This window comes from Brevibacterium sp. p3-SID960 (assembly GCF_025144725.1).
GTDB lineage: Bacteria > Actinomycetota > Actinomycetes > Actinomycetales > Brevibacteriaceae > Brevibacterium.
In genome coordinates, this window is record NZ_JALXKS010000041.1 from 1 (window position 1) to 26,610 (window position 26,610).

Genomic DNA, 26,610 nt, shown 5'->3' on the forward strand with positions numbered 1-26,610 from the left:
GCCGAGGGGCTCGGCGCCGCGCACCGCTGGATCGGGTTCGTCGACTCGGGTCTGCCCGAAGGCGACCCCGCCACCGAGACCCCGCACGGATCGTTCTACCAGGTGCCCACCGACGTCGCCGCTCGGCCGCTCGTACACCTCATCCGCAGCTTCCGCCCGCATGTGCTCACCACCTATGACGAACGCGGCGGCTACCCGCACCCGGACCACATCAAGAACCACATCGTGTCGATGACCGCCGTCGAACAGGCCGCTGACGCGCAGGTCAACCCCGAGCTCGGGGAGCTGTGGCAGGTGCAGAAGGTCTACTACAACATGGACCTCTCACCGCGGAAGTGGCTGGCCATCCACGAGAAGATGACCGCAGAGGGCCACGACTCGCCGTTTGCGGACATGCTCGAGAGGTACCGCTCCCGCAACCAGGAGCGCACCAGCTGGCTGACTGCGCGGATCGCGTGCGGGCAGATGCTGGAGCGCTCAGATCGGGCGCTGCTGACACACGCCACCCAGATCGACCCGAAGGGCGGCTTCTTCTCCGAAGCCCGGAAGATCGCCAAGACGTTCTGGCCGACTGAGGAGTTCGAGTTAGCCATCGACAACACCGGCCGCGAGCCCCTGGAGCGCGGCAGCGACTTCCTCGAATCCGATCTGTTCGCCGGTGTCACCCGCGACGACGGCCGCCGGGTCCCGGATGCGGGACTGCTGGAGCCCTATGTCGAAACCCGCGCAGCGGCACCCAACGCCGGGCAGTCCCCGGCTGAGAAGGAGAACACCTGATGCTTATGCTGCTGGCCGCCAGCCCCGCCCCGACCGAGGACGTCCGGTACCCGGATCCCTCGATCGTCACCCCGGGCACGATCGGCTTCCTGGCGGTCTTCGCCCTGGCTGTCGTGACGATCTTCCTCATCCGCGATGCGCTGCGCCGCGTGCGCCGGGTGCGTGCCAAGGACCGGGCCGTGGACGCGTACCCGATCCCGATGGCCAAGGACCAGAAGCGCCGCTACCAGCCGGAGACCCATACCGCAGAGGCCAATGACTCCTTCGTCACCGAGGAGCCGGCCGCCGGTGACACCGGCACCGCAGAGCCGGGAGCAGAGATGCCCGGCGAGGACACGTCACGCCCCTGACCTCAACTCCGCCCGTGCCCCCGGCGCCAGAGCCCACCTCGGGAACGGGACCCGCACCTCGGGAACGGGACCCGCACCTCGGGAACGGGACCTGCACCTCGGGAACGGGACCCGCCCTTCGGCAGCGGGTGCGTGACCTCGCATCAGCGGCTGTTCAGCTGTGCAGTTCGGGGCTGGCGTTGACCGCGGCGATGAGCAGGGCGGCCAGGTGGCTGCCGTAGCCGAGTACCGTGAAGGTGTGGAAGATCTCGTGGAAGCCGAAAATGTGCGGCAGCGGGTTCGGCCGCTTGAGTGCGTAGATGATCGCCCCGGCGATGTAGCACAGGCCGCCGGAGACGATGAGGATGCCGACGGCCAGGTTGTGCTCCCAGATCGCCGGGATGTAGCCGACGCCGGCGACGCCGATGCCGATGTAGACCGGCACAAACAGCCAGCGCGGGGCCGTCGTCCACAGCACCCTGAACAGCACGCCGATGAGAGCACCGGACCACATGATCGACAGCAGGAGCACCCATTGGCGGGTCTCCAGGGTCAGAATCGCCAAGGGCGTGTAGGTGCCGGCGATGATGAGGAAGATGTTGGCGTGGTCGATGCGGCGCAGGATCAGGCGGATGCGCATCCGCCAACGGCCGCGATGGTAGACCGCTGAGGTGCCGAAGAGCATCATGCCGGTGAGCGCGAAGATCGCTCCGCCTAAGCGCGAGACGATCGTCGGGGAGATGATGACCAGCGTCAGGCCGCCGAGCACGGCGAGCGGGAAGGCGCCTGCGTGGATCCAGCCGCGCCACGACGGGCGCACCTGGCCGGCGAGCTTCCCCAGTTCGTGGCGCAGCGCGCGGCCGCGACGGGACAGAGCGAGCCGGTAGGCCCGTGACATCGGGTGGCTCGGGTCGAGACTGTTCGGCTGGGATGTGCGCTTCGATGCAAGACGGCGCGCCTGAGCATCGCGGCGCGGCTGGTCAGGTTCGGCAAGGCGTGACGTCATGCCTCAATGGTAGTTCCCGCGGTTGGGAATTCGCCGGGCGGGAGCAGGCGAGGGCGGCGCGGGCAGACAGTTATGCTGGTGGCACGCGGGAGTGCCTGTCAGACACCGCCGCGCTGCCCCGACTGCGGGCAGCTGACCCAACGCAACACCTCAGGAGAGTCGATGGCCGGATCCCCGCTCGGGTGGCTCTACCGCCTGTACGACCGCCGGGTCAAACGGCAGCTCGAGCATGGCGATGACGCTGCCGCGATCCCGCGTCACGTCGGGGTCATCACCGACGGCAACCGACGCTGGGCCAAGGAGTTCGGCAAGACCACCGCTGACGGACACCGGATGGGCGCAGGCAAGATCGTCGAATTCCTCGGCTGGTGCGAAGAGCTCGGCGTCGACGTCGTCACTCTCTACGTGCTCTCGAAGGAGAACCTCGCCCGCTCCGCCGACGAGGTCGCGGCGCTGACCGAGATCATCTCCGACCTCGTCGATCAGATCGCCGGCAAGCCGAGCGTATCCGTCCAGCTCGTCGGCGACCTCGCCACCATCCCCGAATTCCTGCGCACCCGCCTGGCCGACGCGCAGGAGCGCTCAAACGCCGAGGGCCGCGACAAGCGCATGACCGTCAACGTCGCCGTCGGCTACGGTGGCCGGCAGGAGATCGTCAACGCCGTCAAGTGCCTGCTGCGCGAACACGCCGCAGCAGGGGAGAGCATCGAGGAGATCATCGAGGCGCTGAGCGAAGAGGAGATCTCCAAGCACCTCTACACCAAGGGCCAGCCGGACCCCGACCTCATCATCCGCTCCTCAGGCGAACAGCGGCTGTCGGGCTTCATGATGTGGCAGTCGGCGTACTCGGAGTTCTACTTCTGCGAGGCCTACTGGCCCGACTTCCGCCGCACCGACTTCCTGCGCGCCGTGCGCGCCTACGGCAACCGCAACCGCCGCTTCGGGCGCTGAGCTCTCACGCCGGGCCAGCCGCCGCCTCGGGCTCGGTGGCGCCACCCGGCAGGCGGATTCATCTGAGATTCACCTCCGCATCATGAGACGTCGGAGTGTCGGAGCGCTCAACGGCGATTTCGGGTTCATAGATTGGAACCAGTTGGCTGACACCAACCCGGAGTGTTCGACTCGTCGGGGAAGGATTGAGCTGGGGCACTTCGGCACACGATGCATAGGGGAGCCCCATGGCCGCGATAAGCGACACCCACACGTACGTGCTCGACACGTCGGTCCTGCTGTCTGACCCGCACGCAATGATGCGGTTCGCCGAGCACGAGGTGGTGATTCCGCTCATCGTCGTCAGCGAGCTCGAAGCCAAGCGCCACCACCCCGAGCTCGGTGTCACCGCCCGGCGCGCACTCAGCATCCTCGATGAGCTGCGCGAGGACTTCGGGCGTCTCGACGAGCCGCTGACGATCGGTGAGGATGGCGGATCGATCCGCGTCGAACTCAACCACATCGACGCCTCGACGATGCCGGTGGGCTTCGACCGCACCGAGAACGACACCCGCATCCTCGCCGTCGCCCGGAACCTGCAGGCCGAAGGCGATGACGTCATCGTCATCACCAAAGACGTGCCGATGCGCGTCAAAGCCGCAGCGGTCGGGCTCAAGACCGAGGAGTACCTCGCCGAACAGGCCACCGAATCCGGGTTCACCGGTCTGAGCACGCTCGATCTCGACGAAACGCAGATGAACGAGCTGTTCGACTCAGGCCTCGTGCACACCGATGCGGTCGCCGACGAGATCGTCAACACCGGGCTTGTCATCTCCTCACCGCGCGGATCCGGGCTCGGGCGGGTCTCAGCACCGAACACCGTCAAACTCGTCCGCGGCGACCGCGATGCCTTCGGCCTGCACGGCCGCTCGGCTGAGCAGCGCATCGCCCTCGACATGCTCCTCGACCCCGATGTCGGGATCGTCTCCTTGGGCGGCCGGGCCGGGACAGGCAAGTCGGCGATGGCGCTCATGGCCGGCCTGCAGGCGGTGATGGAGGAGCGCACGCATAAGAAGATCATGGTCTTCAGGCCGCTGTACGCCGTCGGTGGGCAGAACCTCGGCTACCTGCCCGGCGCCGAGGCGGAGAAGATGAATCCCTGGGCCGAGGCGGTCTTCGACACGCTCGGGGCACTCGTCTCCAAGCACGTCATCGACGAGGTCATCGACCGCGGCATGCTGGAGATTCTGCCGCTGACGCACATCCGCGGCCGGTCGCTGCACGACGCGTTCGTCATCGTCGATGAGGCCCAGTCGCTGGAGCGCACGGTGCTGCTGACCGTGCTCTCACGCATCGGGCAGAACTCGCGTGTCGTTCTCACCCACGATGTCGCTCAGCGCGACAACCTGCGCGTCGGCCGCCATGACGGGATTGCCGCAGTCATCGAGCAGCTCAAGGGACACCCGCTCTTCGGCCACATCACGCTCACCCGTGCTGAGCGCTCGGCGATCGCCGACCTCGTCACCGGAGTGCTGGAGGACTCCTACGTCGCTTAGGCGGCACACCCGAACGCAAGGGCCCGTTTCCCACCGCTGATTGCGGCGGGAGACGGGCCCGCGTCTGGTGTCAGGTGGATGCGGGTTCCCGGCTCAGGTGTAGGAGCCGATCATCGTCGAGACGTCGAGAGCCTTGTCGAGGTCCTCTTCGCTGATCGAACCGTCCTTGACGAAGCCGAGGTCGATGGTGGCCTCCTTGACAGTCATCTTGTTGGCCACGGCGTGCTTGGCGATCTTGGCAGCAGCCTCATAGCCGATGACCTTGTTGAGCGGGGTGACGATCGACGGTGAGGCCTCGGCGAGGAACCGGCAGCGCTCCTCGTTGGCGGTCAGCCCGTCGATCATCTTCTCGGCCATGACAGTCGAGATGTTGGCGATGAGGCGGATCGATTCGAGCAGGTTGGCGGCCATCACCGGGATGCCGACGTTGAGCTCGAAGGCGCCGTTGGTGCTCGAGAGCGCGACGGTCGTGTCATTGCCGATCACCTGGGCCATCGCCTGGATCGCAGCCTCGCAGATGACCGGGTTGACCTTGCCGGGCATGATCGACGATCCGGGCTGCAGGTCCGGGATGTGCAGCTCGCCCAGGCCGGTGTTCGGACCCGAGCCCATCCACCGCAGGTCGTTGTTGATCTTCATGTACGAGTATGCGATCGTGCGCAGCTGTCCGGAGACCTCGATGAGTCCGTCGCGGTTGGCCTGGGCCTCGAAGTGGTTGCGCGCCTCGGTGATCGGCAGACCGGTCTGCTCAGCGAGCAGTTCGACGACGCGGGAGGAGAACCCGTCGGGGGTGTTGATGCCGGTGCCTACTGCGGTGCCGCCCTGCGGGACCTCGGCAACGCGCGGCAGGGAGGCCTCGATGCGCTCGATGCCGTAGCGGACCTGCGCGGCGTAGCCGCCGAACTCCTGGCCGAGCGTCACCGGGGTGGCATCCATCAGGTGGGTGCGCCCGGACTTGACGATGTCCTTGAATTCTGTGGCCTTGGCCTCGATGCTCGCGGCGAGCTTCTCCATCGCCGGTTTGAGCTCGTGGACCAGAGCGGAGGTCACAGCGACGTGGACGGAGGTGGGGAAGACGTCGTTGGAGGACTGCGAGGCGTTGACGTGGTCGTTGGGGTGGACCTCGACCCCGTCGCCTGCGAGGGCCTTCGTCGCCAGGGTGGCGAGCACCTCGTTGGTGTTCATGTTCGACGAGGTGCCCGAACCGGTCTGGAACACATCGATGGGGAAGTGGGCGTCGTGCTCGCCGGCGATGACCTCATCCGCAGCAGCCTGGATGGCCTTGGAACGGGTCGCGTCGAGGACGTCGAGTTCCTCGTTGGCGCGTGCGGCGGCCTTCTTCACCTGCGCCAGTGCTGCGATGTGCTGGCGTTCGAGCGTCTTGCCCGAGATCGGGAAGTTCTCCACTGCCCGCTGGGTCTGGGCGCGGTAGAGGGCGTCGGCGGGAACCTTGACCTCGCCCATGGTGTCGTGTTCGATGCGGAACTCTTGTGCCATCGTGTCTCCTTGTCTCATGTGCGCCCCTGGGCGGGGCTGGTCGGCCGTTCCCGAGGCGGTGGGTGCCGGGATGGCGTCAGATGCAGAATGCAGGCGGTTACTGGTTACTGGTTGCTGGGGTGGGCGGGGTCGGCGCGCGGGATGCGCGGGGGATGGGATCCCATGCGGCTGACGACTTTCACCCGGCCGTCGGCGAGGTGGTAGGTCAGGCCGAGCATGACGAGCCGGCCCTCTTCGACGGCGGTGCGCAGGATCGCCGAGCGCTGGTAGAGGCGCTTGACGGTGTCGACGGTGTTCTGCGCGACTGTGCTGTTGACGTCGGTGCGCCCGGCCGCGCGGGCGTGGACGACGGCGGGCAGCAGGCGGGCGACGACATCGGAGATGAACCCGTCTGGGGTCTGCCCGGAGTCGAAGGACTCGATCGTGGCGGTGATCGCCCCGCAGTTGTCGTGGCCGAGCACGACGAGCAGCGGTGTGCCGAGCACCTCGACGCCGTACTCGAGGCTGCCGAGGGTGACCGAGTCGGTGACCTGGCCGGCAGTGCGCACGACGAACATGTCGCCGAGGCCGACGTCGAAGATCATCTCGGCGGCCACGCGCGAGTCCGCGCAGCCGAACAGCGTCGCGAACGGCGCCTGGGCCGTCTTGAGGTCCTCACGGCGCACAGCGTCCTGGTTCGGGTGCTGCGGTGTGCCGGCAACGAAGCGTTCGTTGCCGTCCATGAGCCGGAGGAACGCGGCGGCTGGGGAGCTGTATTCGCTTTCGGGCATCAGACCAGCCCCCGGCGAGCGGCCTCTTCTGCGGCCTCGACGTAGGAGTCCATCTTCGCCATCTTGTGCTCGGCGTTGACCGTGCGCACGGTGCCGGAGCGCGAGCGCATGACCAGTGAGTGGGTCAGCACATGCTGGCCGGTGTAGCGCACCCCGTCGAGCAGGTCGCCTTCGGTGATGCCGGTGGCCACGAAGTAGGTGTTGTCACCGGTGACGAGCTCATCGGTGTTGAGCACCGCATCGGGGTCGAGACCGGCGTCGACGGCGTTCTGCCGCTCCTGTTCGGACTGCGGCCACAGGCGGCCCTGGATGACACCGCCCATCGCCTTGATCGCACACGCGGTGATGATCCCTTCAGGGGTGCCGCCGATGCCCATGAGCATATCGATGCCGGTGCCTGGGCGGGAGGCGGCGATGGCACCGGCGACGTCGCCGTCGCTGATGAGGCGGATGCGCGCACCAGCCTGGCGGACCTCGTCGATGAGGTGCTCGTGGCGGGGCCGGTCGAGGATGACGACGGTGACCGAGGAGTTGTCCTTGCCTTTGCCCTTGGCCTTGGCAACTCGGCGGATATTCTCGGCCACCGGCAGGCGCAGGTCGACGAAGTCAGCGGCCTCAGGGCCGGTGACGAGCTTCTCCATGTAGAACACCGCAGACGGGTCGTACATGGCTCCGTCTTCGCTGACGGCCATGACCGAGATGGCGTTGGGCATGCCCTTGGCGGTCAGGGTGGTGCCGTCGATCGGGTCGACGGCGACATCGACGCGCGGTCCCCGTCCGCTGCCGACGGGCTCGCCGTTGTACAGCATCGGCGCTTCGTCCTTCTCACCCTCGCCGATGACGACGGTGCCGGTCATCGAGACGGTGGAGATGACATTTCGCATCGCGGCCACGGCTGCGCCGTCGGCTGCGTTCTTGTCCCCGCGGCCCACCCACGGGGCGGCAGCGAGAGCAGCTGCCTCGGTGACGCGGACGAGCTCGAGCGCGAGGTTGCGGTCGGGGCCGCCCTCGTCCTGCTGCAGCCGGCGGGACCATTCATCGGTCACAGCCACCGGCGGGGTCTCTGCGCGGCCTCCGGAGTGGTGGGCTTTTTCCTCTGTCGGATTCTCAGACGGGGTCTCAGTCATGTCTTCATTGTGCCATTAGTGGCCGCGTGTGGATGGCGCGGGTGAGGCGCTGTCTGCGGTTTTGTGCCCGGGTGCGGGCCGGGGGACAATGGATCGGCTGACAATCGTGTTCGACATCAGGTGAGGCAGTGACACAGCAACAGACGCAACCACCCCGCGGCGAGAACGTCCGGGCTCTCAAACTCAGGTCGAACTGGGTCAATATGGTCATTGCGCTCGGGGCCTGTCTGGTCGTCGTCCTCATCGGCTTGGCCTTCGTGCCGGAGCCCAAGGAGGGCCAGTTCGAACGCGAGGTCGATTACGAGACGATCGCCGAATCGGTCAAGACCCGCGCCGAGTTCCCCGTCATCGTGCCGAAGCTGCCGGAGGGCTGGATGGCCAATGAGGCGATGTTCAAGCCGATGGGCACCCCTGCCTATGACACCTGGTATCTCTCCTCCGTCGGACCGCAGCGCGGCTGGATGACCCTGCGCCAGGCCGACGGCGACGAGCGCTGGGTGGAATCGGAGCTCGACGGCTTCGTCGAGGTCAGCACCAACGACATCGACGGTGTCACCTTCACCTCCTATGACGGGCCAGACGGCAAGCAGGCGCTGGTCGGTCAGCTCGACGGCAGCACCGCTGTGCTCATCGGCCGTGCCGATGCGCAGACCTATGAGTTCTTCGCCAAGCAGGCCGTCGAACAGTCCGGCCCGTAACAGTCCGGCCCGCAGGGCTGATCAGCCAGCCTGAAGTCGCCCCCGTTGGCGTCCGGAGCCTATCCTTCGGTCTTCTCCTCACGGGCGGCCTGCGCCTGCTCCAGCTTCTTGCGGGCTCCGTCGAGCCACGCCTGGCAGTGATCGGCCAGCGCTTCGCCGCGCTCCCACAGCCGCAGCGACTCCTCCAGCGGCAGGTTCCCCGCCTCCAGCGAGCGCACAGTGGAGACGAGCTCCTCGCGCGCCTGCTCATAGGACAGCCCGGACACCTCGAGGTGTTCGGCGGCGGCCTCTGGGGTGGTCGTGGTCTTGTCAGCCATTACGGTCCTTTCGGGATGCTTCGTCAGTCAGTCGGGCAGCGGTCTGCCCCACCGGGGCCGTCTCAGTCGAGGGTGTCGGGTCCGGGTGCGTCTGGGTGGATGGTGGTGACGTCGGCGTCGAAGCGGCCGCGGGCCAGGCGCACGTGGACACCGTCACCGGTGGAGAGCTCTGCCGCGTCGCGGGCGGCTGATCCGTCTTCTGTCTGTACGACGGCGTAGCCGCGCTCCAGGGTGCTCAGCGGGGACAGCGCGCGCACCTGGGCGCGCAGGTGCTCAATCTGGGCAACCCCCTGGGTCAGGGCGCTGCGCTGTGCCTGCCGGGCGCGGATGATGAGGGCGGTGAGCTCCTCCTCGCGGGCGCTCACCATCGTCATCGGCTGGGCCATGACCGGCCGGGAGCGGACACTGTCGAGGCCGGCCTGCTCGCTGCGCAGCAGCCGGTCGAGCGCACCGTCGAGGCTGGCACGCGCCTGGAGCAGGTCCATGCGCTCTTCGTGGATATCGGGTACCAGGCGCTTTGCAGCGTCGGTCGGGGTGGAGGCGCGCAGATCGGCGACGTCGTCGAGGATCGGCCGGTCGGCCTCATGCCCGATCGCCGAGACGATCGGGGTGCGGGCGGCGAACACGGCGCGGATGAGCGACTCGTTCGAAAACGGCAGCAGGTCCTCCAGGCTGCCGCCGCCGCGGGCGATGACGATGACGTCGACAGCCGGATCAGCATCGAGCTCAGCCAGTGCGGCACGCACCTGCGGGACCGCATCCGGTCCCTGCACGGCGGTGTTGCGGATCTCGAACTCGGCAGCCGGCCAGCGCAGGTGGGCGTTGCGCACCACGTCCTTCTCCGCATCGGAGCTGCGGCCGGTGATGAGCCCGATCCGGTTCGGCAGGAACGGCAGCGGCTGCTTGAGATCCGGGTCGAACAGCCCTTCCTCAGCCAGGGTCCGGCGCAGCTTCTCCAGCCGGGCGAGCAGCTCTCCGAGCCCGACGGGCCGGATGTCGTTGGCGCGCATCATCATCCGCCCGGCTTTGAGCCAGAAGTCCGCCTTGACGTTGACGACGACACGCGAACCCTCACTCAGCGGGGTGTCGACCCGGTCGAGGACGCTGCTGAACACCTGCACCGGCAGCGACATCTCCTCATCGGTGTCGCGCAGCGTCAGGTAGCTGGCCTTGCCGCGGCGGTTGAACTCGATGACCTGTGCTTCGATCCACACCGCTGACATCCGGTCGATGTAGCTTTTGATGTTGCGGCTGAGCAGGCTGAGCGGCCACGGGTTGTCCGGGGTCGTCTCGGCAGCCTTGCGCGGCAGCTCCTCGATCGGCTTCTGGCCGAGGGTGCCGGGTGTGCCGCTGATCCGCTGTGCCACGCGGGGGACTCCTTCCATGTACTGCTGTGCAGTCTAACGGGAGGCATGGACACCGCCGCCAGTGAAGGGCAGTGCGGCCTTTGTGGTGGTGTTCAGCCAAGCCGCCTACCATGGGAGGCGTGACTACTGCAGTGAATCTCCCGGTCCCGTCCGTTCCTCGTGTGCGCAAGGATCCGTCTGAGATCCGCCAGCCGGCAGGCGAGAAGAAGGTGCTGATGGCCGCCCCGCGCGGCTACTGCGCCGGCGTCGATCGCGCCGTCATCGCCGTCGAACGCGCCCTCGAGCACTACGGCGCCCCGATCTACGTGCGCAAGGAGATCGTGCACAACCGCCACGTCGTCGACACGCTGGCTGAGCGCGGTGCGGTCTTCGTCGATGAGACCTCCGAGGTGCCCGAGGGCGCGCGTGTCGTGTTCTCCGCCCACGGCGTGTCCCCGCAGGTCCACGCTGAGGCCGCCGAACGCAGCCTCGACACCATTGACGCGACCTGCCCGCTGGTGACCAAGGTCCACCGCGAGGCGACCCGGTTCGCCCGCGACGGCTATTCGATCCTGCTCGTCGGCCATGCCGGGCACGAAGAGGTCGAGGGCACGATGGGCGAGGCACCTGATCACATCACCCTCATCCAGGACCCGGAGGAGGCCCGCACTCTCGACATCCCGGAATCGGACAAGATGGTGTGGATCTCGCAGACGACACTGAGCGTGGACGAGACGATGGAGACCGTCGACATCCTCAAGAAGCGCTTCCCGCAGCTCATCGCACCTCCGAGCGACGACATCTGCTACGCCACCCAGAACCGCCAGGTCGCGGTCAAGAAGATCGCCCCGGACGCTGACCTGGTCATCGTCGTCGGCTCAGCGAACTCCTCGAACTCCGTGCGTCTTGTCGAGGTCGCCCTCGAGCACGGCGCGAAGGCCGCTCACCGTGTCGACTTCGCCCGTGAAGTCGACGAGGAATGGTTCAACGACGTCGCCACGGTCGGCGTCACCTCCGGCGCCTCGGTGCCTGAGACCCTGGTCGAGGATGTGGTGCGGCTGCTGGCCGAATACGGATACGGCGAGGTCGAAGAGGTCCGCACAGCGGAGGAAGACCTGATGTTCTCGCTGCCGCGCGAGCTGCGCAAGGACCTCAAGGCCGCCGGCCAGAAGACCTCGAACAAGCGCGACGGCGCTAACCGCGAACACGAGATCGTCTGAGGTTTCAGCCGCCCGGCAGGGCAGCTCTACCCAGGCAGTCGGGCTCAGCTGAGGCAGTCGGGCTCAGCCGAGATAGTCGGGCAGGAAGACCCCGACGAGGATGAGCAGCGCGCCGATGAACGCGAACACAGCCGCCGAGGCGGCCAGCCCCCTGCCTGAAGAGCGCTGCTGCGTGCTCGCTCGCCGGGGATCGATCGCGGTGTGCGGATGCGCGCCCGCGCCACCGTGAGCCGCACCGCCCGGCGGCGAGCTGGGCGCCGGTGGGCCCGAGGCCGCACGCCGGTCATCGACGCGCGTCGGATCCGCCTGGGGGACGAGCGCCAGCGTCGGCGCCGGATCCTGTGGCAGCACCTTAGAGCTGATGACGCGCTGCGGATGCCACGGGGTGCCGTCGGCAAAGTGGAACGGCCCGCGCAGACCGAGCCGACTGAGTGCTGCTGCAGCTGTCTCCGGAGTCGGGCGCTGACGGGCGTCGGCGGCCGTGAGGTCATCGAGCAGGTGCACCAGTCCTGAGGCGAGCGGATCGGCGGAGGTGCGCACCGCCTCGGCGGCGGCCTCGTCGTCGAGACCGAGCATTCGCTTGCCGATCTGCCCGGCCGCCCACACGTCCTGGGCCGGAGAGATGTCACCGCCCATCATGATCTCCGGGGCGACGAAGCCAGGCGTACCGTGGACGATGCCCGAATGGGTCAGGCGCGGGGCGTTGGTGTCGACGGCGATGCCGAAGTCAGCGACGAGCAGGTGCACATCGGGCTGTTCAGCGTCGATCATGATGTTGGCCGGTTTGATGTCCCGGTGGATCCAGCCGGCGGCATGCACCGCGGTGAGCCCGGAGAGGATCTGGCGTAGCGCCTCGGCGGTGGCCGCTGCCGAGAACCGGCGGCCCGAGCGCAGCAGACCGGCCAGATCGCCGCCAGTGACCAGCGGCATCGCGATCACGACATGGGCGTCCTCCGCCGCCCACGCATACGGGGCGAGCACATGCGGATGGTTGAGGCGCACCGTGTTCTCGCGCACGAAGCGCAGCAGATCAGCCGAATCGCGCTGGCGCAGCACCTTGGCCGCACACAGGTTTCCGAAGCGCTCATCGCGGGCGATCCACACCGTGCCCGAACCGCCGCTGGCGACGGGGTCGAGCAGCGTGAAGCGGCCTGCGATAGTGTCACTCATGGTGCCTACTGTAGCCAGAAGCCGCAGACACGAGCACCTGGAAACCGCCCAGTGCGCACGACACCGATACTGCCCGGTGCGCACGGCACCGAAACTCGCGTGCACGGAGAGGGGAAGGCGATGATTGCGATCACGCCGCTGCGTCGGCTGTCGGCTGCGTTCACCAGTTGCAGCCTCGCCATCGCTCTTACCGCCGCGCTCTCGCTGACCGTCCTGACAGCCGGCGGCACGCCCGGTGCCGCCGCCGATTCACCGCCTGCCGGCCGGCCCGCGGCTGGGACCGAGGTGCGCGGGGGCAGCAGCGTCGATGACGCCGCGGTGATCGAACCGGGCAGCTACGCTGACGACATCGACTACGAAGATGTGGAGATCGGGCAGAGCCGGACACCGCAGACCTACCGGATCACGCTCGATGACGGCGAGCTCGGCTACTTCTCCGCCAGCCTCATCACCCCGCTCGATCCGGAGGACGGCTCCATCGGCGCGGCCGCACTTGAACTCACTATTGCCTCTCCGGCCGATGCCTCCTGTGAGGTCAGCGCCACCGGCCGGGCCGCCTCCGGTGATCCGGGACCGGTGATGGTTTCCGCGAACACCGGGGTGCTCGATGGCAACAATCCCAACGACTCCTGCTTCCACCGCGGGGGCAGCTTCATCGTCTCAGTGGTGTGGAATGAGACCTATGAGGAGCTGCCGGCGCAGCTGCCGCTTGAGCTGCAGTTTGTGCGCCAGACCCCGGCAGCATGGTCGCAGCTCCCGGTGCCCGTTGAAGACCCGCCGGCTGCTGAGTTTCTTCCCGAATCGCTGGAGGAGACTGAGACGTTCACCGGCGGCACCACCGTCAATGCGGCCACACGCTTCAGGGACCCAGCCGCTGACGTCGAGGTGCGCACAGGGGTGCGGCACTTCTATCGCGTCCCCGTCGAAGCCGGCCAACAGCTGAGTGTGCGCGCCCGCACCTCAGGGCCGGCCGATCACCGGCTGACGCTTGCGGTCCTCGACCCGAATCTGCGGTCGGTGGCAATCCGACGGCCCGGTGAGGAGGGTGCGCCGAGCTCCGATATGGCAGATGCCAGTGGCTCCGACGGTGAGACCAGCATCGCGATCGACGATGCTGGTGCGACGACGGCGCTCACGACCCGCTACCCGGTGAATCCGCGCAACGCATTCGTCAGCTTCGAGGAGGCGCACGCCTCGTCGATCGCAGGCGACTACTACATTGCGGTGCTCATCGAACCGCCTTTCGGCGGCGAGGCGGATACCGGCACGCAGCGGGTGCGTCTGTCATGGGAGACGACCGGGGAAACGCTGGAGGCTGCCCCCGAGGTGGAGGGCGCCGGGGCCGTCCCCGAACTGTTCGGCATGGAAGCCGGCCGCCTGGTGCGCGTCGGCGGGCTCGGCTTAGGCGCGGTGTTCCTCTGCATTGCCGGGCTGCTCGCGGTCCTGGCGGTCCGCCGCTCACGACGCTGAACGAGTACTGGGCTGACCGGAGCCCGGCTGTCTGCCCTCTGAGGGCTGATCCGGTGTCTGCCGGTGTGCCGGCTGCTGGAACTCCGGTGCGGTGAGGTTGCGGGCATGTGCGTCGAGCGGTTCGGCGATGGGGATCTCGGTCGAGCCTGCCCCCATGTCGGTCAGCCGCCGCGCGGTGACGAGCAGGCGGCTTTCGACGGAGCCGACGAACCGGTTGTAGTCCTCCACACTGCGGTTCATCGATTTGCCCAGCTGCACGAGATGGCCGGCCATCGTGCCGATGCGCCCGTGCAGTTCCTGGGCGGTGGCCAGCAGCTCACGGGCTGAGCGGGCGAGCTCGTACTGCCGCCAGCCCAAAGCGACTGTGCGCAGCAGTGCGACGAGGGTGGCCGGGGAGGCGGGGATGACGTTGGCGGCAAAGGCTTCCTCGAACAGCCGCGGGTCCTCCTTAAGCGCAGCCGAGAGCGCACCCTCATTCGGCACGAAGCACACAACGAAGTCAGGCGTCTGCTCGAACGCATTCCAGTATGCCTTTGACGCCAATGTGCGCACATGGGAGCGCAGCCGCCCGGCCGGACCGGATCCGCTGCCAGAACCGGTGTCCTGGCCGAGGTCGAGCGGGGCCTTGGCGTCGACGACGATCTGCCGGTCACCGGGCAGGTGCACGACCATATCCGGGCGCAGCCGCTCGCCGCTGCGGCCCTGGACGGTCACCTGCACGTCGAAGTCGACGTGGTCGAGCATCCCGGCGGCCTCAACGACACGCTTGAGCTGCAGCTCACCCCACGACCCGCGGGTGCTCGAGGCGTTGAGGGCGGCCACGAGATTCGACGTCGAAGCCTGCAGCTGCGCATCGACCTCGCTCATGTGCCCGAGCCGAGCGTCGAGACGCGCGAACTGGTCGGTGCGCTCGCGTTCGAAGCCGGTGACATCGGCATGCAGCCGATTCACCTGCGCAGCCAGCGGGCCCATGAGCGCAGCCAGTTCGTGCGTCATCCCGGCGTCGGCTTCCAGCGCCTGGAGGCGTTCGGCATGCAGCCGCTCAGCCGTCTGCGCCTGGGCGAGATCGGCCGCCGTGCGAGAGCGGGCGACTGCCATGCCGATGAAGAAGCCGGCTGCTGCACCGATGAGGAGGACGAGAAGGGTGATGACGGTCGTGAGGGCATCCATGCTCACAGTCAACCAGGACGCACGGACAACGCTGCGTGGCCGCGGGGGTCGCCCGCCGCCTCGGGAACGGGCAACGGCGGGTGCGGTCCGGGCGGGGACAGGGAGGCGCGGGTGAGCGGCTACACTGGGGGATCGTGGCTTTAACTATCGGAATCGTCGGACTGCCCAATGTCGGCAAGTCGACCATGTTCAATGCATTGACCAAGAACCAGGTGCTGGCAGCGAACTACCCGTTCGCGACGATCGAGCCGAACATCGGCGTCGTCGAACTGCCCGACGAGCGGCTGACCCGGCTGGCGGAGATCTTCGGATCTGGCAAGATCCTGCCGGCAACGGTGAATTTCGTCGACATCGCCGGCATCGTCCGCGGCGCTTCGGAAGGGGAGGGGCTGGGCAACCAGTTTTTGGCCAACATCCGCGAGGCCGACGCGATCTGCCAGGTGATCCGCGGGTTCAGCGATTCCGACGTCGTCCACGTCGACGGCAAGGTCAACCCGGCCGATGACATCGACACGATCAACACCGAACTCATCCTCGCGGACCTGCAGACCCTCGAACGGGCGCTGCCCCGGATCGAGAAGGAGGTCAAGCAGAAGCGCGCCGAACCCGAGGTGCTGGCTGCGATGCAGGAGGCACAGGGGATCCTGGAGGAGGGGCGCACCCTGTACCAGGCGATGCAGGCCGGCGGCTTCGACGCCGCTCCGCTGCGCGAGCTGCAGCTGATGACGACTAAGCCGTTCCTCTATGTCTTCAACGTCGATGACGATGTGCTGGCTGATGAGGCGAAGAAGGACGAGATGCGTGCGCTCGTGGCGCCAGTCGAGGCGATCTTCCTGGACGCGAAGTTCGAGTCCGAGCTCGCTGAGCTCGAAGACGAGGAAGCCGCTGAAATGCTGGAGATGAGCGGCCAGGACGAGGCCGGGCTCGATCAGCTGGCCCGCGTCGGATTCGACACCCTCGGTCTGCAGACCTACCTGACTGCCGGGCCGAAGGAGGCGCGGGCCTGGACGATCCGCAAGGGCTGGACCGCTCCCGAGGCCGCCGGTGTCATCCACACTGATTTCCAGAGGGGCTTCATCAAGGCTGAGATCGTGTCCTTCGAGGACCTCGATGCGCTCGGTTCGATGGCCGAAGCGCGTGCGGCCGGCAAGGTGCGCATGGAGGGCAAGGACTATGTCATGGCCGACGGTGACGTCGTGGAGTTTCGGTTTAATGTCTAAAAAGCAGATCTGACCTGGGGTTTTGTAGTTTCAGGCTTGATAAGTGATGGGTGAGTTCCGATCTACCATCATGTGCGGAGCGTTTCTGCTGTGGACCTGTGATTTTCATAGGCGTTTGCGGGGCTTCAGTAGTAACCGATTCCCTCCACATGGGAGCGTGAGCGCCGTGGGCAGGCGGCCTTAGATGGTCTGTTCTGGGGCAAGTTCGTTTCATCCGGCGGGTAATATCTTCTTCGAGCTGGCCGTAGTCCAACACTCTCGATCGCGGCTCAGGCCGACGCCGCGCCGACCAGCCCGCCGATCTCTCGCGCCGGCCAGGTTGCCCTTTGCGTACAAACGGAGCAGCTGGGAACGCATGGCCGTCCCGCTGCAGGGGTGTGCACCTGAGTCTGCGTTCCCGTGGTCTCGAGGGGGTACCGATTTTGGACATACTCGAGGCCACGATACCAACACGCCACTGCGTGCAACTGAAGCGTTCGTGCGCGAATCGTGTGTCATACTGAAGTTGTGATCCTGGCCGAACCCGCGGCTCTGGACGCGGATTCAGGAGGCCCATGATGTCAAGCTCGCCCAGTGAGTTTCTCGGCTCCCGCGCTCCCGCTGTCCGGGAGGTGCTCGTCGAGGTAGTGCGGTCGGTGCACGACCGCTTCGCCGAGTCGCACCTGGTGTCGCGTTCGCGCTACTCGATGGACTTCGGTACCCAGTGGCGAGATCTACTGGCCGAAACCCATGAGGCTTTCGCCGAGCACGGGTTCCAGTCGCATAAGTTGGTACCGGCCGGCTACCGGCTTCCTGTCGTTAATGACTGTCTCCTGTACGTCTGGCGTAAACCGGATTCCGCGGATGAGGATGCTTTCGCATCGAGCCCGACGAAGAAGAACTCCTTCAACGTGCCACTGCCCGACCCCACACTCCTCGAACCTGACTTCGGCGGTGCGTTCACGACGGAGGCAGCAGAGCCGGATGAGCCCAAGCTCGAACGTGTGGTGCGTGCTGCTCGGGACGTGATGCCGTTGATTCTCGTCATCGTCCAGTCCTCGCCTCGGCAACTGCAGTCGATCGAGTGGGCTGTGGCCGAGCTGGACGAGAACACCGGCAGCGTTCAACTTCACGGGCGAGCCTCCATGTTGGAGTCGGAACTCGTCGGTTCCGACCTAGTCGCGGTCGGAGAGTCTTTCGACAGCGGCAACCCGGTTGTCCCGCCCGTCCGGCTGCGGGAGCAGGAGGGTGCGGATCCCGATGCGCGATGACACCCCGAGCTTGTTCGACTTCTCCGGTTCCGGGCACACGCTTGGCCGCTTCGAGCCAGCGCGATTGACCCAGGCCCGCGTCCGGCGTTCGGTGACTAAGACGGATCTGGCTGCTGAAGTCGGCGTGTCCGCCGCCGCGATCGGGCAGTACGAAGCCGATGTGAATGCGCCCCGTCCCGACGTTCTCGAGCGTTTGGCAACGGCGCTGGACGTCCGACCGGACTTCTTCAGCATCGGACGTCCGCTGGCACGCATCGACACCGTCAATGCCCACTTCCGGAGCCTGCGGTCGGCGCGTGTGAGTGACCGGCAGAAGGCGCTGGCCACGGCGACACTGATCTGGGAACTGACCTTTGCGCTCGAACGACATGTCCAGCTCCCTGCCGTTGATCTCCCCGCGGCCAGGCCCGCGAGCTCACCTTCTGAAGCTGCGGCGATCCTGCGCCAGCACTGGGAACTGCCCGATGGTCCGGTGAAGCACCTGGTCGCTACCGCAGAGTCGCACGGCATCGTCGTCGCCGTGCGTCCACTGGCCGAGATCGAGGCCGTGGATGCGTTCTCCGTCGTCATCGTCGACCGTCCGATCATCATCACGAGTCCGCGCCGGACCGAGAACGTCTTCCGGCACCGGTTCTCGATCGCGCACGAGATCGGTCACCTGTTGTTGCACGCCGACTCCAGCGAACACAGCGCCGCGATCGAGAAGGAGGCCGACGAGTTCGCCGCTGAACTCCTCACCCCGGCCGCGTCGATGGATGCAGTCCTTCCGACGCGGCTCGACCTGGCTGCTCTCGACAGGCTGAGCAGGACCTGGGGGGTCTCACCGACGTCCTTGGTTCGGCGGATGGTCGAGCGGGGGCGGACGACCGAGTCGTCGGCGCGGCGCGCGTACCAGCGGTTGGCGGCCGGCTACGACGTGACGGCTGACCCGACGCGTGCGTACCCGGGGGAGGTGCCTACGGTGCTGAAGAAGGCTGCAGAGCTTGCCGGAGACCATGGTGCTACGGTGCCCGTGCTTGCTGAGGCGTTGAAGATCAGCGCTGCACAAGTCCGCGACCTGCTGGGGGAGACCGACCAGCGGCCGGTGCTGCGACTCGTCGGCAAGGATGGCTGGCGATGACGGACGGCACCGAGTACTCGATCGACAAGCTCGTGGACTTAGTGGAACAGCAAGCCAACGTCATCGTCGCGACTGGGACAGGGAAGGGGCTCTTCGACGACTTCGATGCGGAGTACCAACGGCGCGATCGAATCATCGTGGGGCAGTTCAAGCGCCGGGGCCTGATTCCGCCGTTTCCCTGGCGGTCGCTGTGGGAGTGGCATGGCTACTACTCGCAGGAGCTACCGAGCTACGCTTCCCGCCGGGTGCACGTTGCGACGTTGAAGCGCGAGGCTCTTGAGAGGCTGGAGGAGCGGGTCAACGGTGTGGCCGTTCATGATCCTGAGCTGGGAGACTCGCTCCCCACCTGGGACGGGATTGACGCACGGGTCGGAGGGCTCATCGACGAGTACACAGGCGCTCGTGACAAGGACACCTGGCAGGACGTCGGACGGCGCAGCCGCGAGATCCTTATCGACCTGGGCAAGCTCATAGCCGATCCCTCGCTCGTCCCGCACACGCAGGATGCGCCGCGGGGCGCCGACGCACGAGCATGGTTCGAGTTGTTTCTGAATGCTCGAGCGGACGGATCTGACCGAGCCGAGCTACGTGCCGTGATGCGCAAGACATGGGATCTCGCCCAGAAGGTCACCCATGGTGACATCGACGATGTCGACGCGTTCGCCGCCGCGCAGGCGACCGTCCTTCTCGTCCGCACGACGGAACTTGTCTTGCGGCGGGCGCGGGAGGAGGATAGCCGATGAGGTTCTCGGAGCACTTCGGCATCCAACGAACCGATGAAGACGACTGGTTCGACCCACACCTGTCCATCGACACCAAGCTCTTCATCGACCCGCTGCTGCTGCTCACCGCGGGTGGTGACTGGGCTGGCGCGCACGACGAGCTGATCGCCCACTTCGTCCGCTGCTACGAGCTGGTCGCAAAGGCAACGGACAAGAACTCCGTCTCTGCCAAGGCCGCACGGAGACTACTGACCTTCCCAGAGCCGTTCGAGATCGGCCTTGGCTACACGGCGGCAGGGACGCGGGGATCGGGGTCGGGCGATAGCTACGCGGCTCGGATGGCCGATGGCATTGCCGTGGCGATCGCCGCCGGACTTGCCCAACCGGAGCACATCGAAGAGATCGGCATCCTGAACGAAGGTATGGGAGCCGACCGGATCTCTGATGCGACGGCGAACGTCATCAAGGCGCGGCTGATCAGCTATACCCAGGATGTCACGCGACGCCATGGCGTGCCTCTGGAGCGGCACAAGGTGCGACACACGCGCGTCACACTAGAGCTGGCACGGTGGCATGACGAGCTGGTCGAACTGCCGACCAACCCCACCTCTGGGCAACCCGTGATCTTGGTGCCAGAGTTCCTGCTGAACAAGCTGCCCACGCTCAACGCGGACGACTGGTTCGACTCCCACTTCAACGAGGACATCCGGCAGTCGATGAACCTTCCAGTCGGCCAGGCTGTCAGCAAGGCGAGGATTGCGTCGTGGGCCCGCCAACATCCCGAGCGCGTCCGTGACTGGGCTCGTGAACAGACCAGCCGAAAGGACCTTCTCAGCTACGACTTCGGGGCGGATCCGCTCGGTGTGGTGCAGTGGGACCAAGCTCCGTCGCGATACGCCGTCGAACATCCACTGTCCGATCGCACCGTGTCGACGCATGATGATCTGGTTGAACTGATGGGGCAGGTCATCGAACAGTTTCGGCACTTCGTCGAGCACCAGCGTGGCTGGAGTCTGCTGTGGAACGACGACGGCACGGAAAAGCCGGAAGAAGCCGTGCAACTCGTCCTACTCGGGGTTGCCCAGCCCTACATGCGGTCCTTCAACGTGGAACTCGATCGTGAAGTAGAGCTCGGGCGAGGGCCGGTGGATTTCAAGGCCTCGTCGGGAACCACCGCGCGCCTCATCATCGAGGTCAAGAAGTTGCACAACGGCAAGTTCTGGAACGGGTTACGGGAACAGCTCCCCAGCTACATGACGTCAGACGACGCCGCGCGCGGTTGGTTCATCGCGGTGCAGTATCGGAGCAACAGGGGTGCGGTTGATCGGCTCCGACAGCTGCCGGCCGAGGTGAGTGTGGCCGCCACAACAAGTGGCAAACACATTGGGTTCTCAGCTGTCGACGCGCGGCGTCCAGCCTCCGCTTCGAACATCAAGCCAGTGGAATAGGCGCGGCAGCCGACTTTCCAGCAAGTCGATCTTGATGAGTCGGATATGTTCTGACGTTACGCCGAACTGCGATTCGACGAGGGGGCCCGTCGGCGGAACCGGTGCTCCTTCTCGCCGCAAGCCAGGAAGAGGAGTGGCACATGATGGCTGTACGTATAGGAACTCGGTGGAGTCTAGGTTTTCGAACTGACATCTGTTGGCGAGTTGGGAATGAGGTCTGCGGGGGAGAACGATGTTCAACGATCCACTGAACCTCGACGGGACCGGTGAATGGGCGGGTTTGTGGTGGCTGCCGGACACCCCTGACGACCAGGTCCCGGGCGTCCTCCGCTACGTCGCTGATGGGGGCCTCTCGCTCTCGCTAATCGGGCGCGTTCGAGGACCGGATCATGTCGAACCCTGAGTCTGGGGTGACTGTGTACCACGAGGGCACCAGGACGTGGGACGTGATCCATGGGGTCGCCGAGCAGCGAGAGATCACCCTCCTCGGCTCCGTCCCGATAAACAGCAAGAGATCATTCGGCGCGCGAGTGGCGAGCCCCGGCAAGCAGACAGTGACCGCTGCGGTCGCCATCATCGGTGCGCATGTCAGCGGCGCGGACGACCAGACGTTTGCGATGGCCGAAGTCTCGGTCGAGGACCTGGGTCTCTGGGCGGCGTCGTCCGTGTTCGAAGGATCCCTCGGGGCTCCTAACGGCAAGATCGACGGGACCGGGCGCATCTCGGTGAAGCCGATCGAGGCGCAGTCGGTCGTGGTCGACGACACTGAGTATCGCCTTATGCACACGCACACGCTTCCATTCTTCGACCAGCGCAAGGGAGGAAGCGCCGGACGTATCCGGGACACGGTGTCCATCCGCGTCGTGCCAGCCGAACCATTCTCTCTGAGTGCTGCTCTGCAGGAGGCGAGTCTGGTGCAGGACCTGATCTCCTTGGCGATGCATCGCGCGGCCGGAGTGATCTGGCTCCGACTGGAAGTTGCCGGGACCGAGTCGCACTTCCCTGATGGCCGCCCGCTGCCGCGCCGACGTGCCGATGTGCTCTACTCACCGGCTGCGCTTGGAAAACACGACGAGAAAGCCGTCGATCACCACCGCGTGTTCTTCACGTGCGATTCGCTCCCATTTGATGAGGTCTTGCCACGCTGGTGCGAGGCTCATGGCCGCCTGGAGGCAGCGACCAGCATGATCCTTGGCCTGCGATACGCGCCGGCCCGTTTTGTTGAAAGCAACCTGCTGACGGCCGTGGGTGCTGCTGAGGTTCTGCACCGCAATCTCCGCGTTGGCGAGAAACCCTTCCCCAAGGCGGAGTTCGCGGCGATGCGTGAGGCGATGCTGGCGCAGGTTCCCGATAAGCACCGAAACAGGTTCAAGAGGGCGATCCGCAACGACCCGACCCTCCGTGATCGGCTCCACGCCCTCGCCGCGCGACCCGATCAGGAAGCGATCGCACAGCTCTTACCGGACGTCGACCATTGGGCGAAGAGGACGACGCGCGCCCGCAATGACCTCGCGCACGAGGGCAGAACGCCCAACCATTCCATCGAGGAGCTGATCGCCGTCGTCGAGGTGACGACCGCGGTCGTGATCCTCAACGTCTTGCACGAGCTCGGGTTGCCGGCGGAGCGGCAGCGAGAGATCGTGCGGGAGCACCCGCAACTGAGGGCCACGTTCCGTACCGCTGCCGAATGGCTGGTTCCCTCACCAAACCCTTAGGTGCACTGCGATAGCCGCTACTTCGGAACCTCCGTGACGCTGCCGCCCGGTCTTTTAGGGCGAGACGCGTGTAAGCCTGCTCTATCGCTCGTTCGTTGAGTGCGTCATGGCGGGCGGGCGAGACGACCGGCTGTAAGTGGTGGCAGCGCGTCAGTGCAGCCTGGTGCGGCGGTGAGACGGGAGAATGTCGTCGGCCCTTAAGAACGCGGTGGAGTTCCGCTTCAATGTCAAAGCTCCATGTCGACGTGCTGCCGGGCCCGTTACCCCCGGAAGCATGTCTGAGACCGTCATGACGCCCGAGACGCTTGCCCTACGCGAGATTCTCGTTGCGCGTCTTGACGAGTTCCAGGTGCTCCTCGATCGGTACGGCGCGACCAACCCGAAGCTGTTCGGGTCCGTCGCGCGCGGCACCGCGTCTGCAGGATCGGACATCGACATCCTCGTCGGGATGGACCCTGCGGAGGGGAATCTCCTGATGCGTGCGTCTGGTCTGCTCGAGGAGAGTCGCGCGCTGTTCGGGCGCGATGGCATCGACGTGTTTCCTGCCCAGTTGCTCAGGCGCCCGGTCTCCGCTTCGACGCTCGCCGAGGCGGTGCCGCTGTGAGTCGCAGTCCGGCGAAGCCGTGAACCATCTTCCCGATGAGATCACCGGCGCGCACCCTGAGATCGCCTGGCCTCAGATTCGGGATTTCCGCAACATCCTGGTGCACCAGTATTTCGGCGTCGACATCGACGTGGTCCGCGATGTCGTCGATACTCATCTGCCTCCTCTTGCCTAGGCGCTGCGGTGTCACATCTCTGCTGACTGACGGTGCGGCTCCAAAGGTTATTCGGCTACGGAACGTGGTTGAGTTCAGGTTTAACGTGTAGCGTTATTGACGCGGCGCGTTATTGACGGGTAGGGTTAAGTTGTGATCCGGTCATTCGCCGACAAGGACACCGAGCGACTTTGGAATCGAGAGCGGGTGCGTTCAATCGATTCCGGAATCCACTCAGTGGCGTTGAGGAAACTGCGCCAGCTCGGTTACGCTCAGAGTCTCGAAGATTTGCGGATTCCGCCGGGTAACCGTCTCGAAGCACTTAAAGGCGATCGCGCTGGTCAGCACAGTATCCGTATCAACGACCAGTGGCGGATTTGCTTTCGGTGGACCGTTGCTGGGCCAGAGGAGGTTGAGGTCGTTGACTACCACTGACAAGCTCCCTCCGGTTCACCCCGGAGAAGTCCTCATGGAGGGCTTTCTTCAAGACATGGGTATTACACAGCACAAGCTTGCCGTCTCCATCGGAGTTCCGCCTCGCAGGATCAACGAGATCGTCCATAGTAAGCGTGCGATCACTGCTGACACTGCACTTCGGTTGGCGAAGTTCTTTGGTATGAGCCCGCAGTTCTGGCTTGGGCTGCAGACTCAGTACGACCTTGATGTGGCAGAAGACAAGATCTTCTCCGAAATCGAGCAGATTCAAACCATCGAAGTTGCCTGAATAAGAAACAGGCGATCCCACTCGGCGAGATCGGGGAGTTGACGGAGGTGCCGAGAATGTCAAACTTGGCGACTACCACTGAATCCGATGTGGTCGAGCCGATTCACCCGGGCGAGGTCCTCATGGCGGACTTCATCAAGGGGTTCGGCATCACGCAGAACAGACTTGCCGTCTCGATCGGTGTTCCGCCTCGTCGAACCTGACTTCCACAACTTCGGGTGATTTCTTCGTTTCTCGAACTGTTTGTGCTGGTCAGCGAGCTGAGCTCATTGTTCGTGGGTAACTACGAGGGCGTCTAGAATAGGGTTATGAGTCCGTTCGTCCGTCGTGTTCCTGGAAGACCGGGAGTCACGCTTGTGCAGATTGTGGACAAGTCAGGCGGGCAGTACAAGATCGTCAAGCACATCGGTTCGGCCCGAACGGGGCTGATGCAGGAACAGGTGACAGATTCGGTTTCTTGTTCAGGCCGCTAACGTCAGCGCCTGCGTGATGAGTTTCTCCTCGTAGGCGACCGGGGTCAACTTCCCCAGGCCCTGCTGTTTCCTCCTTCGGTGATAGATCCGTTCAATCCATCTGACGATTCGCAGTCGGAGTTCTTCTCGGGTGGCCCAGGGCTGGGCGTCGAGGACGTTGTTCTGCAGCAGGCTGTAGAACGACTCCATGGCCGCGTTGTCCCCGGCAGCACCGACCCGCCCCATGGACCCGACCAGGCCGTGGTGCTCCAGGGCCTGGAGAAATTTCTTCGCTCGAAATTGAGACCCGCGGTCGCTGTGAACAATGCACCCGGCCACATCAGCCCCGGTCCGTCGACGGTTGGCGATCGCATTATTCAGGGCCCTGACGGCCAGTGAGGCCTTCATCCTGTTGTCGATGCTGTAGCCGATGATCCGGCGTGAACAGGCGTCCTTGATCGCACACAAGTAGAGCTTGCCCTCACCGGTGTGGTGCTCGATGATGTCGTGTCAACGACGTGGGGTGTACCAAGGTTCTTAGACAGGCCTCCTAATGAGAGAGGATCGAGAACATGGCAGTGAGTTCGAGGCGGAGGTTCAGTCCGCAGTTCAAGGCCGAAGCAGTGCAGCTGGTCCTGCAGAGTGACCGCTCGATCGCCGAGGTCGCCGAGGAGTTGGCGATCAACCCCGGGACCTTGGGCAACTGGGTGCAGAAGCATCGTCAGTCCAACCCGGAGCCAATCCCCGAGATGAGCCCGGCGGACCATGGCCGGTTGGCGGAACTGGAGGAGCAGAACCGTCGGCTGAAGATGGAAAATGAGTTCCTAAAAAAGCCGCGGCCTTCTTCGCCCGGGAGCAGGGCTGAGTGAGAAGTCAGCCCTGCTCGAGGCGGAGAAGGCGAGCTTTCCGATCGAGTGGATGTGCGCCCGGCTCGGTGTGGCCCGCTCGTCGTTTTACGCCTGGCGCGCCCGCGCCGGGCAGGTCACGGCCACCCAGGCCCGCCGAGAGGCCCTCAAGGGCGAGATTCAGCGAATCTTCGAAAAGCAACGAGGCACGGCCGGGTGCCGGCGCATCGCCGCGATCCTGAACGACGAGGGGCACCCTGCCTCGGTCGGGCTGGTGGCAGATCTGATGCGCGAACTTGGGCTCGCGGCCATCCAGCGCAAGGCTCACAAGCGCACCACCGTCCCCGACGAAAAAGCCCAGGTCTTCGCCGACAAGCTCGGCCGCGACTTCGCTCCCGAAAGCTACCGCCCGGGCGAGGCGCTGGTCGGCGACATCACCTACCTACGCACCGGGCAAGGGTGGTTGTACCTGGCCACGGTGATCGACCTGGCCACCCGCAAGGTAATCGGGTGGCAGACCGCCGACCACATGCGCGCCAGCCTGGTCGTCGACGCCCTGGAGATGGCCCGAACCCAGGGGCAAGCAACACCCGGGGCGGTGTTCCACAGCGATCACGGGTCCCAGTACACCTCCGACGAGTTCGTCACCTACTGCACCCGGAACGGGTTCGTGCAGTCGATGGGTCGAACCGGGGTGTGCTGGGACAACGCCGCCGCCGAGACGTTCTTCGCGACCTTGAAGAACGAGATGTACCACCAGCAGGTGTTCCACACGCGGGCCAGGGCGCGGTTCGCCGTGGCCGAGTACATCGAGGTGTTTTACAACCGTCGTAGACCACACTCCAGCCTCGGATATCGTACCCCGGCCCGAGCGTGGGCAGACGCCCAGGCCGACGCCGCCGAGGACCTACCCTGGACGGCCTGACACACCAGAAATCACCAAGGACCTGTCCACAATCCTTGACACAGCCCA

Annotated in this window: 27 protein-coding genes and 2 pseudogenes; 20 read left to right on the forward strand and 9 right to left on the reverse strand. The window is 65.7% G+C overall.

Going from position 1 to position 26,610, the window contains the following annotated elements:
* Together M3B11_RS11380 and M3B11_RS11385 are read left to right on the forward strand one after the other, a co-directional pair.
* Positions 1-777: mycothiol conjugate amidase Mca (locus M3B11_RS11380; RefSeq protein WP_259877552.1), on the forward strand; the 777-nt coding region annotated here is incomplete at its 5' end.
* Complete coding sequence (locus tag M3B11_RS11385) at positions 777-1,127, forward strand: hypothetical protein (RefSeq protein WP_259877553.1); 351 nt, start codon at positions 777-779, stop codon at positions 1,125-1,127. The genes M3B11_RS11380 and M3B11_RS11385, both read left to right, overlap by 1 nt.
* Before the next feature lie 154 nt (positions 1,128-1,281).
* Here M3B11_RS11385 and M3B11_RS11390 read toward each other — a convergent pair whose 3' ends face one another.
* Positions 1,282-2,112, reverse strand: a complete 831-nt coding sequence (locus M3B11_RS11390) for a hemolysin III family protein (protein WP_259877554.1) — start codon at positions 2,110-2,112, stop codon at positions 1,282-1,284.
* 162 nt (positions 2,113-2,274) lie between these two features.
* Between M3B11_RS11390 and M3B11_RS11395 the strand changes: the two genes are divergently transcribed.
* A complete protein-coding gene (locus tag M3B11_RS11395; protein WP_259877555.1) occupies positions 2,275-3,063 on the forward strand; it encodes an isoprenyl transferase in 789 nt (262 codons plus the stop codon).
* A 227-nt stretch (positions 3,064-3,290) separates the two neighbouring features.
* Entirely contained in the window at positions 3,291-4,598 is a 1,308-nt protein-coding gene (locus tag M3B11_RS11400) for a PhoH family protein (protein ID WP_259877556.1), read from the forward strand.
* A gap of 93 nt (positions 4,599-4,691) precedes the next feature.
* Here M3B11_RS11400 and M3B11_RS11405 read toward each other — a convergent pair whose 3' ends face one another.
* From M3B11_RS11405 to glpX, 3 genes are all read right to left on the reverse strand, one after another.
* Positions 4,692-6,095, reverse strand: a complete 1,404-nt coding sequence (locus M3B11_RS11405) for a class II fumarate hydratase (RefSeq protein WP_259877557.1) — start codon at positions 6,093-6,095, stop codon at positions 4,692-4,694.
* A 104-nt stretch (positions 6,096-6,199) separates the two neighbouring features.
* Positions 6,200-6,865, reverse strand: a complete 666-nt coding sequence (locus M3B11_RS11410) for a carbonic anhydrase (RefSeq protein ID WP_259877558.1) — start codon at positions 6,863-6,865, stop codon at positions 6,200-6,202.
* A complete protein-coding gene (gene glpX / locus M3B11_RS11415) occupies positions 6,865-7,992 on the reverse strand; it encodes a class II fructose-bisphosphatase (RefSeq protein WP_259877559.1) in 1,128 nt (375 codons plus the stop codon). Before glpX ends, M3B11_RS11410 begins: the two co-directional genes overlap by 1 nt.
* Before the next feature lie 128 nt (positions 7,993-8,120).
* Here glpX and M3B11_RS11420 point away from each other — a divergent pair, with 128 nt between their 5' ends.
* On the forward strand, positions 8,121-8,690 hold the full coding sequence (locus tag M3B11_RS11420; RefSeq protein WP_259877560.1) for a DUF4245 domain-containing protein: 570 nt from the start codon (positions 8,121-8,123) through the stop codon (positions 8,688-8,690).
* A gap of 59 nt (positions 8,691-8,749) precedes the next feature.
* Here the strand turns inward: M3B11_RS11420 and M3B11_RS11425 are convergent, their stop codons facing one another.
* Together M3B11_RS11425 and xseA are read right to left on the reverse strand one after the other, a co-directional pair.
* Entirely contained in the window at positions 8,750-9,007 is a 258-nt protein-coding gene (locus tag M3B11_RS11425) for an exodeoxyribonuclease VII small subunit (protein ID WP_259877561.1), read from the reverse strand.
* 62 nt (positions 9,008-9,069) lie between these two features.
* Positions 9,070-10,374, reverse strand: a complete 1,305-nt coding sequence (xseA, locus tag M3B11_RS11430) for an exodeoxyribonuclease VII large subunit (RefSeq protein ID WP_259877562.1) — start codon at positions 10,372-10,374, stop codon at positions 9,070-9,072.
* Positions 10,375-10,484: 110 nt separating this feature from the next.
* Between xseA and M3B11_RS11435 the strand changes: the two genes are divergently transcribed.
* Entirely contained in the window at positions 10,485-11,573 is a 1,089-nt protein-coding gene (locus M3B11_RS11435) for a 4-hydroxy-3-methylbut-2-enyl diphosphate reductase (protein ID WP_396121562.1), read from the forward strand.
* Positions 11,574-11,636: 63 nt separating this feature from the next.
* Here M3B11_RS11435 and M3B11_RS11440 read toward each other — a convergent pair whose 3' ends face one another.
* Entirely contained in the window at positions 11,637-12,743 is a 1,107-nt protein-coding gene (locus M3B11_RS11440; RefSeq protein WP_259877564.1) for a serine/threonine-protein kinase, read from the reverse strand.
* A gap of 120 nt (positions 12,744-12,863) precedes the next feature.
* On the opposite strand from M3B11_RS11440, the gene M3B11_RS11445 reads away from it, so the two are divergent.
* On the forward strand, positions 12,864-14,213 hold the full coding sequence (locus M3B11_RS11445; protein WP_259877565.1) for a hypothetical protein: 1,350 nt from the start codon (positions 12,864-12,866) through the stop codon (positions 14,211-14,213).
* Here M3B11_RS11445 and M3B11_RS11450 read toward each other — a convergent pair.
* The gene (locus tag M3B11_RS11450; RefSeq protein WP_259877566.1) at positions 14,202-15,383 is read right to left on the reverse strand and encodes a DNA recombination protein RmuC; all 1,182 of its coding nucleotides are present in this window, start codon (positions 15,381-15,383) and stop codon (positions 14,202-14,204) included. The two genes, M3B11_RS11445 and M3B11_RS11450, sit on opposite strands and share 12 nt — an antisense overlap.
* Positions 15,384-15,517: 134 nt before the next feature.
* On the opposite strand from M3B11_RS11450, the gene ychF reads away from it, so the two are divergent.
* The 12 genes and pseudogenes from ychF to M3B11_RS11505 all read left to right on the forward strand — a co-directional run.
* Positions 15,518-16,603: a redox-regulated ATPase YchF gene (gene ychF, locus M3B11_RS11455; protein WP_259877567.1), complete on the forward strand. Its 1,086-nt coding sequence runs from the start codon at positions 15,518-15,520 to the stop codon at positions 16,601-16,603.
* A gap of 554 nt (positions 16,604-17,157) precedes the next feature.
* Positions 17,158-17,853 (forward strand): hypothetical protein, encoded by a 696-nt coding sequence (locus M3B11_RS11460; protein WP_259877568.1) that lies wholly within the window; start codon positions 17,158-17,160, stop codon positions 17,851-17,853.
* Positions 17,843-18,973, forward strand: coding sequence for an XRE family transcriptional regulator (locus tag M3B11_RS11465; protein WP_259877569.1), 1,131 nt, complete (start codon positions 17,843-17,845; stop codon positions 18,971-18,973). Before M3B11_RS11460 ends, M3B11_RS11465 begins: the two co-directional genes overlap by 11 nt.
* The gene (locus M3B11_RS11470) at positions 18,970-19,716 is read left to right on the forward strand and encodes a hypothetical protein (protein WP_259877570.1); all 747 of its coding nucleotides are present in this window, start codon (positions 18,970-18,972) and stop codon (positions 19,714-19,716) included. Before M3B11_RS11465 ends, M3B11_RS11470 begins: the two co-directional genes overlap by 4 nt.
* Positions 19,713-21,143, forward strand: a complete 1,431-nt coding sequence (locus M3B11_RS11475) for a hypothetical protein (RefSeq protein WP_259877571.1) — start codon at positions 19,713-19,715, stop codon at positions 21,141-21,143. The genes M3B11_RS11470 and M3B11_RS11475 overlap by 4 nt, the downstream gene beginning before the upstream one ends.
* Positions 21,144-21,375: 232 nt before the next feature.
* Complete coding sequence (locus M3B11_RS13420; RefSeq protein WP_396121563.1) at positions 21,376-21,546, forward strand: hypothetical protein; 171 nt, start codon at positions 21,376-21,378, stop codon at positions 21,544-21,546.
* Complete coding sequence (locus M3B11_RS11480; RefSeq protein ID WP_259877572.1) at positions 21,533-22,858, forward strand: HEPN domain-containing protein; 1,326 nt, start codon at positions 21,533-21,535, stop codon at positions 22,856-22,858. The genes M3B11_RS13420 and M3B11_RS11480 overlap by 14 nt, the downstream gene beginning before the upstream one ends.
* Before the next feature lie 274 nt (positions 22,859-23,132).
* Positions 23,133-23,462: a nucleotidyltransferase family protein gene (locus M3B11_RS11485; RefSeq protein WP_259877573.1), complete on the forward strand. Its 330-nt coding sequence runs from the start codon at positions 23,133-23,135 to the stop codon at positions 23,460-23,462.
* A complete protein-coding gene (locus M3B11_RS11490; RefSeq protein ID WP_259877574.1) occupies positions 23,383-23,637 on the forward strand; it encodes a DUF86 domain-containing protein in 255 nt (84 codons plus the stop codon). Before M3B11_RS11485 ends, M3B11_RS11490 begins: the two co-directional genes overlap by 80 nt.
* A gap of 132 nt (positions 23,638-23,769) precedes the next feature.
* Positions 23,770-24,051, forward strand: a complete 282-nt coding sequence (locus tag M3B11_RS11495) for a type II toxin-antitoxin system RelE/ParE family toxin (RefSeq protein WP_259877575.1) — start codon at positions 23,770-23,772, stop codon at positions 24,049-24,051.
* Complete coding sequence (locus tag M3B11_RS11500) at positions 24,038-24,340, forward strand: HigA family addiction module antitoxin (RefSeq protein WP_259877576.1); 303 nt, start codon at positions 24,038-24,040, stop codon at positions 24,338-24,340. Before M3B11_RS11495 ends, M3B11_RS11500 begins: the two co-directional genes overlap by 14 nt.
* A gap of 56 nt (positions 24,341-24,396) precedes the next feature.
* A pseudogene (locus M3B11_RS11505) lies at positions 24,397-24,537 on the forward strand (transcriptional regulator); the annotation flags it as partial.
* Positions 24,538-24,801: 264 nt separating this feature from the next.
* Here M3B11_RS11505 and M3B11_RS11510 read toward each other — a convergent pair.
* A pseudogene (locus M3B11_RS11510) lies at positions 24,802-25,299 on the reverse strand (IS3 family transposase); the annotation flags it as partial.
* Between the two features lie 65 nt (positions 25,300-25,364).
* Here M3B11_RS11510 and M3B11_RS11515 point away from each other — a divergent pair.
* A protein-coding gene (locus M3B11_RS11515; protein ID WP_396121564.1) for an IS3 family transposase occupies positions 25,365-26,562 on the forward strand; the annotation gives its coding sequence in 2 pieces (ribosomal slippage) (positions 25,365-25,627 and positions 25,626-26,562; 1,200 coding nt in all).
* Positions 26,563-26,610: the final 48 nt, after the last annotated feature.

Bases quoted from the DNA above. Each gene is read 5' to 3' on its own strand.
- glpX (WP_259877559.1), bottom strand. From the start codon at position 7,992: ATGACTGAGACCCCGTCTGAGAATCCGACAGAGGAAAAAGCCCACCAC.
- M3B11_RS11385 (WP_259877553.1), top strand. From the start codon at position 777: ATGCTTATGCTGCTGGCCGCCAGCCCCGCCCCGACCGAGGACGTCCGG.
- M3B11_RS11490 (WP_259877574.1), top strand. From the start codon at position 23,383: ATGGCATCGACGTGTTTCCTGCCCAGTTGCTCAGGCGCCCGGTCTCCG.
- M3B11_RS11480 (WP_259877572.1), top strand. From the start codon at position 21,533: ATGTCGAACCCTGAGTCTGGGGTGACTGTGTACCACGAGGGCACCAGG.
- M3B11_RS11435 (WP_396121562.1), top strand. From the start codon at position 10,485: ATGGGAGGCGTGACTACTGCAGTGAATCTCCCGGTCCCGTCCGTTCCT.
- M3B11_RS11475 (WP_259877571.1), top strand. From the start codon at position 19,713: ATGAGGTTCTCGGAGCACTTCGGCATCCAACGAACCGATGAAGACGAC.
- M3B11_RS11450 (WP_259877566.1), bottom strand. From the start codon at position 15,383: ATGGATGCCCTCACGACCGTCATCACCCTTCTCGTCCTCCTCATCGGT.
- M3B11_RS11390 (WP_259877554.1), bottom strand. From the start codon at position 2,112: ATGACGTCACGCCTTGCCGAACCTGACCAGCCGCGCCGCGATGCTCAG.
- M3B11_RS11465 (WP_259877569.1), top strand. From the start codon at position 17,843: ATGCGCGATGACACCCCGAGCTTGTTCGACTTCTCCGGTTCCGGGCAC.
- M3B11_RS11485 (WP_259877573.1), top strand. From the start codon at position 23,133: ATGTCTGAGACCGTCATGACGCCCGAGACGCTTGCCCTACGCGAGATT.
- M3B11_RS11405 (WP_259877557.1), bottom strand. From the start codon at position 6,095: ATGGCACAAGAGTTCCGCATCGAACACGACACCATGGGCGAGGTCAAG.
- M3B11_RS11445 (WP_259877565.1), top strand. From the start codon at position 12,864: ATGATTGCGATCACGCCGCTGCGTCGGCTGTCGGCTGCGTTCACCAGT.
- M3B11_RS11410 (WP_259877558.1), bottom strand. From the start codon at position 6,865: ATGCCCGAAAGCGAATACAGCTCCCCAGCCGCCGCGTTCCTCCGGCTC.
- M3B11_RS11395 (WP_259877555.1), top strand. From the start codon at position 2,275: ATGGCCGGATCCCCGCTCGGGTGGCTCTACCGCCTGTACGACCGCCGG.
- M3B11_RS13420 (WP_396121563.1), top strand. From the start codon at position 21,376: ATGTTCAACGATCCACTGAACCTCGACGGGACCGGTGAATGGGCGGGT.
- M3B11_RS11400 (WP_259877556.1), top strand. From the start codon at position 3,291: ATGGCCGCGATAAGCGACACCCACACGTACGTGCTCGACACGTCGGTC.
- M3B11_RS11440 (WP_259877564.1), bottom strand. From the start codon at position 12,743: ATGAGTGACACTATCGCAGGCCGCTTCACGCTGCTCGACCCCGTCGCC.
- M3B11_RS11470 (WP_259877570.1), top strand. From the start codon at position 18,970: ATGACGGACGGCACCGAGTACTCGATCGACAAGCTCGTGGACTTAGTG.
- M3B11_RS11460 (WP_259877568.1), top strand. From the start codon at position 17,158: ATGATGTCAAGCTCGCCCAGTGAGTTTCTCGGCTCCCGCGCTCCCGCT.
- M3B11_RS11425 (WP_259877561.1), bottom strand. From the start codon at position 9,007: ATGGCTGACAAGACCACGACCACCCCAGAGGCCGCCGCCGAACACCTC.